Here is a 4819-nt window from a genome sequence, read left to right on the forward strand (position 1 = left end):
TAAGCTACTTGAGTACATTTACCTCATCTCTTAGTTTGATTTTTCTACATTATAAAAGATACCAAATGGGTTCTATATTGGGACAATTTATTTCTTGGTGTTCCCTTAAGAGACTTCCAGAAAATAAAATCTCCAAATCATATATTTACCAACCCTATCATGCATAGGGGTGGGGAGACCCTACCCCTACAATATTGGAGGATTTACTTCTTGGTATTCCCTAAGAGGTATATAAACATCAACACCAGTGATTTTTATTTGGCGATCGTATCCTTGATATTATCAACAGTGCGTTCAACAGCATTCTTGGTGTTATCTACTGCTTTTTGAGTTCGAGATGCGTCTTCTTCCGCTCTTTTCTCAATTCTCGCTTTGTCTCTGTTTGCCTTACGTGCGAAGAAGCTACCTTTGCCATCTGTTGCTTCCTCAACACGATCGGCATTTTTGTTTGCAGTCTTCTTCACTTGATTTTTTGCGTCTCGGATCAAACCCTTTGCATTTCCAGCATCTTCCCTAGCTTTACCTTTGATTTGATTTCCTGCATCTGTAGATGCAACTAAGTTCGCAACAGGAGATGCCATTGCTGCTGTGTCATGGAAAAATGCACCTTGCCAAACAAAAGCGATCGCAGATAGGCAAAATAGACTTGTAGCTATCCAGCGTCCAAGAATCGAAACCCGTTGAGTACAATAATTCGGTTTCATAGAATACAATCTTGATTGAGATTTTACATTTTATTTTTAATCGATCCTTCAGAATAGCTATAACTTCCGTTAGATAGAGATTGTTGTATCAATAAGGATGATTTTTTTGCTAGGGCACTTGCCATACCCTTTTAGCGTTAAACTTCGCTTATCGCCATTTTCCTACGTACCTACTTAACTTAATTTAAGCTTGTTTGATAAAGTTGAATTTCGCCAAGAATTAATCTTGAAGTTATGCAAGTTGAGCGAATAGAAACCCAAAGACTTTGGGGTGAGAAAATATGTCAATCCCATTGGAAATATTACCTGGAAATGGGTTCCAATCCAGAAGTAATGGCGACATTAGGAGGCATTAGGAGTCAAGCTGAAGCCCAAGACAGCTTAATCGCGAACCGCAAGCAATGGGAATATTACGGGCATGGACAGTGGATATTCTTTGAAAAAGATACCAATTTGTTTGTAGGGCGTGGAGGTATCAGAAGAGTCATTGTCAATGCTAGTCAAGAAGTCGAACTTGGCTATGCTTTGATGCCTGAATTTTGGGGTCAAGGATTAGCAGTCGAAATTGGTAACAAATCTTTAGAAGTTGCATGTAGTAAATTTAACTATCCAAGTGTTGTTTGTTATACCCTTGTCGAGAATAAAAGGTCAGAAAGGGTAATGCAAAAGATAGGCTTTTTATACGAAGCCAATATCATGCACGTCAACTTACCTCACGTTTTTTACCGATATCAGAATCCGAAAGCATATTGACCTTTTGCCCATTTTCGTTATTCGCGATCGCAATCCAGGATACGATGGATTTTGATTTAGGTGTTTTTTTTACTCAATCCTTATGAAGCGCTATTGGTCACTCCTACTTTCCATAGTACTGGTTGTAGTCATCGGTTTGATGGGTTTCCCCTATTCTGCCAATGCAGACACCTTAACTGGAAACTATAGTCAAGATACTTTAACAGTTGTCAGCATTCTCAAAGATGCTTTAGAGATACCAGATGATGCACCTAATAGAGCAGCATCTCAAACAGAAGCACGTCAAAAAATAAATGAGTTTGCTGCTCGCTATCAACGCAATAACTCAGTTTCTAGTCTTAGTTCTTTTACCACAATGCGAACTGTACTAAACTCCCTTGCTGGACATTATAGTTCCTATCCCAACCGTCCCGTACCACAAAAGCTCAAAGACCGTTTACAAGAAGAATTTGTACAAGTCGAGTCTGCTTTAAAGCGTGGTGCTTAAGCAACAGTCAACATTATCTTTTTCTTTGGTGGGCATTGCCCACCTTTTAATAATATTTTCATACTTAGAATAAATAAACACTAGCATTGTCTGCGTAATTAGATTAAAATAATGACAATTGATTAATTATGCCTGCAAGCACATTATTTATTTATATGTCTGTTATATTCGAGTGGCTGAATCTGATTTTCAGAACAGACTCTTATTTAAACTTGTTTATCTAAAATTCAAAATCCAGAAATAGTATGCCTAATCGTCCCTTGAATATTGCAAAACCAATGTTCTTTTGGCGACATTTATTAGCTGTTATTTTTACTAGTAGTTTGCTTTTACCGTTTTTAGCAAATAAACCAATTTCAGCACAGGTTAACGAGTTTTGTCAGCTATCACCGATCGCAGTACGAGAAAAAGAAAATCTCCGCATATCGGCATTGCGAGGGAATAAAGAAGCAGAAATCCGCTACCAAAATATACTGAAACAACAGGTACAAATAGTACAAGAATGTCGTCGGCAAAATTGGCTACAAGTTCAAGCGATTTGGTTGCGGTTATATCCCTGCGACATCAAAGCAGGTTCCCTCGATCGCATTATGGATCGGATTGCCAACAAGGGTTATAACCAGGTTTATATCGAAACTTTCTACGATGGCAGGGTTTTGTTACCTGCCAATAGTAATCCCACGGTTTGGAAATCGGTAGTCAATCAACCTGGTGCCGAAAATGCCGATTTACTCGCAGCAGCAATCAAAAAAGGACGACAACGGGGTTTAAAAGTATATGCTTGGATGTATACTACCAACTTTGGTTACAGCTATGCCAAGCGAAAAGATCGAGAAAGTGCGATCGCAAGAAATGGCAAAGGACAAACAAGTCTGTACGTAGTCGATAATGGTAGTCAAGTTTTTATCGATCCGTATAATAAACAAGCTCAAGTCGATTATTCTCGGATGGTAGAGGAAGTGACACGTCGTCGTCCCGATGGCATATTATTCGACTATGTGCGCTATCCCCGTCAAGCTGGCAAAAATTCCATCGCTACCAAAGTCACCGATTTGTGGTTATATACAAAATCAACCCAGCAAGCTTTATTTAGAAGGGCACAAAATTACAAAGGTTTAGAATTAATTCGTCGCTTTGTTGGGAAAGGATACATAACAGCAGGGGACATCAGCGATATAGATAGATTATATCCTCAAGAGAGCGAACCTTTATGGCAAGGACGTAATCCAACCCTACAAAAAGCCATTATCCCCGCAGCACTACGACAACCCCAACTGCAATCGGAATTATGGCAACTTACTGTAGCCCATTCCATGCAGGGAATAGTTGATTTCGTCAATATTGCCTCATCCCCAGCCAGAAAAATGGGTATCCCCGCAGGAGCGGTATTTTTCCCCGAAGGCAACCAAATGGTTGGACAAGGTTATGATTCACGCTTGCAACCTTGGGATAGATTCCCCAGTAGTTTAGAATGGCATCCTATGTCTTACGCAAACTGTGGAAATGTCGCTTGCATAGCCCAACAAGTCAAGCGGGTATTGAACATGTCAAAATCAGACACCCAAATCATACCCGCGATCGCAGGAGGATGGGGAGAATCTGTCAGCGATCGTCCATCTCTAGAAATCCAAATGCAAGCAATCCGGCAATTTGCCCCCCGTATTCGTGGAGTCAGTCACTTTGCCTATTCCTGGCAAGATCCAAAACACGATAGCGATCGCAAGTTCTGCCAAGCACAGTAGGGGCAAACGGTTGTTTGCCCTTATTAATATTGTTATTTGCCCTTATTCAATAGTTTATAGTGATTCTCGATTGCATCCAATACAGAAACCTAACCCCCAACCCCTTCCCTTATAGGATGTTGTTGGCGAATTAATGATGGGTCGAACCCCATTTTCCTCGTTCCTTGCCTCTGGCAAGGAATGCAGCGATTGAGGCTCTGCCTCAAATCTAACTGGAGGCAGAGCCTCCAAAAGCGCGTTAAGTAACCAGACAGAATTAATTACAATACTGATTTTTGGATATCTTTGATAGGTAATAATTTCAGCCCAAGTTTTGTGTAATTAATTGTGTCCGACTACTTACCAGGCTGGAGCCTGTTAACGAGAGGGTGAGGGTCTTCACCCCTCAACAATTAGCCAACAGTATCCTTGTAGGAGAGAGATACCCTGCGGGAAGCCGCTCCGCGTCTATAGAGAGAGGTCATATTTTATTCGTCGTAGCTTGCGAACCGTAGGGTATTTACGTTAACCTCAAGAAGCTTTAGCATCCATTAGTGAGCTAGTTTGCTGATACACATCTTGCACAATACCCGCCATTTCCATAACTCTAAAGGTAAAATCTAATAACTCAGTATCAGATAACTGGCTACGTGAATTTTTCTGGTAATGCTGTTGCAAATAGTTGCGTCCCTGTTCAGTATTCCAACCCAACTGAGTTATGTACTTATCTATCTGTGCCATCATGTGCGTTCGCAAAGCGGCTCCTTCAGCATTTTTGACAACACCCATAATTTGCGTTGGTGCTAAATTTTGCCCTTGGTTCACAGACGTAATTTGACTGATTTTATCAACAACTCGCTCTTCTAACGCTTGCAAATTAATCTCTTTATGTCCACTCCAGCTAAAATCAACAACTCGATAGGTTGCTGGATCGTAAACGCTACAAAATACTACCGTTTTCTCCCCAGGACTTACCGTAATTGTCACAGGATTTTGTAATTGTTCTATAGTTAGAGCATCTAGCGATAGTAATAAACTCTTTGAGAAAATCGATTCTCTTCCCGAACGAATTACATAAGGCTTATCTGCCAAAATCGCTAAATCAGTTTTACTAGTTATTCCAAAGCTAGTTTCAACACTTTTATTACATTCAA

General features: G+C 40.3%; 5 protein-coding genes. 3 read left to right on the forward strand and 2 right to left on the reverse strand.

The window, feature by feature from the left end; genetic code table 11:
• Positions 1-254: 254 nt before the first annotated feature.
• The gene (locus tag CK510_RS26350) at positions 255-704 is read right to left on the reverse strand and encodes a hypothetical protein (RefSeq protein WP_095724485.1); all 450 of its coding nucleotides are present in this window, start codon (positions 702-704) and stop codon (positions 255-257) included.
• Positions 705-938: 234 nt separating this feature from the next.
• Here CK510_RS26350 and CK510_RS26355 point away from each other — a divergent pair, with 234 nt between their 5' ends.
• From CK510_RS26355 to CK510_RS26365, 3 genes are all read left to right on the forward strand, one after another.
• A complete protein-coding gene (locus CK510_RS26355) occupies positions 939-1457 on the forward strand; it encodes a GNAT family N-acetyltransferase (protein ID WP_095724486.1) in 519 nt (172 codons plus the stop codon).
• Between the two features lie 82 nt (positions 1458-1539).
• A complete protein-coding gene (gene psb27, locus CK510_RS26360) occupies positions 1540-1944 on the forward strand; it encodes a photosystem II protein Psb27 (protein WP_095724487.1) in 405 nt (134 codons plus the stop codon).
• 245 nt (positions 1945-2189) lie between these two features.
• On the forward strand, positions 2190-3686 hold the full coding sequence (locus CK510_RS26365; RefSeq protein WP_211293312.1) for a family 10 glycosylhydrolase: 1497 nt from the start codon (positions 2190-2192) through the stop codon (positions 3684-3686).
• Positions 3687-4196: 510 nt separating this feature from the next.
• Here the strand turns inward: CK510_RS26365 and CK510_RS32060 are convergent.
• Positions 4197-4819, reverse strand: a 623-nt coding sequence (locus CK510_RS32060) for a hypothetical protein (protein WP_095724488.1), incomplete at its 5' end; no start/stop codon positions are given.

The organism is Brunnivagina elsteri CCALA 953 (assembly GCF_002289455.1).
Taxonomy (GTDB): Bacteria; Cyanobacteriota; Cyanobacteriia; order Cyanobacteriales; family Nostocaceae; genus Brunnivagina; species Brunnivagina elsteri.

Excerpts from the sequence above, each read along its gene's own strand:
- psb27 (WP_095724487.1), top strand. The coding sequence starts at position 1,540 with ATGAAGCGCTATTGGTCACTCCTACTTTCCATAGTACTGGTTGTAGTC.
- CK510_RS26350 (WP_095724485.1), bottom strand. The coding sequence starts at position 704 with ATGAAACCGAATTATTGTACTCAACGGGTTTCGATTCTTGGACGCTGG.
- CK510_RS26365 (WP_211293312.1), top strand. The coding sequence starts at position 2,190 with ATGCCTAATCGTCCCTTGAATATTGCAAAACCAATGTTCTTTTGGCGA.
- CK510_RS26355 (WP_095724486.1), top strand. The coding sequence starts at position 939 with ATGCAAGTTGAGCGAATAGAAACCCAAAGACTTTGGGGTGAGAAAATA.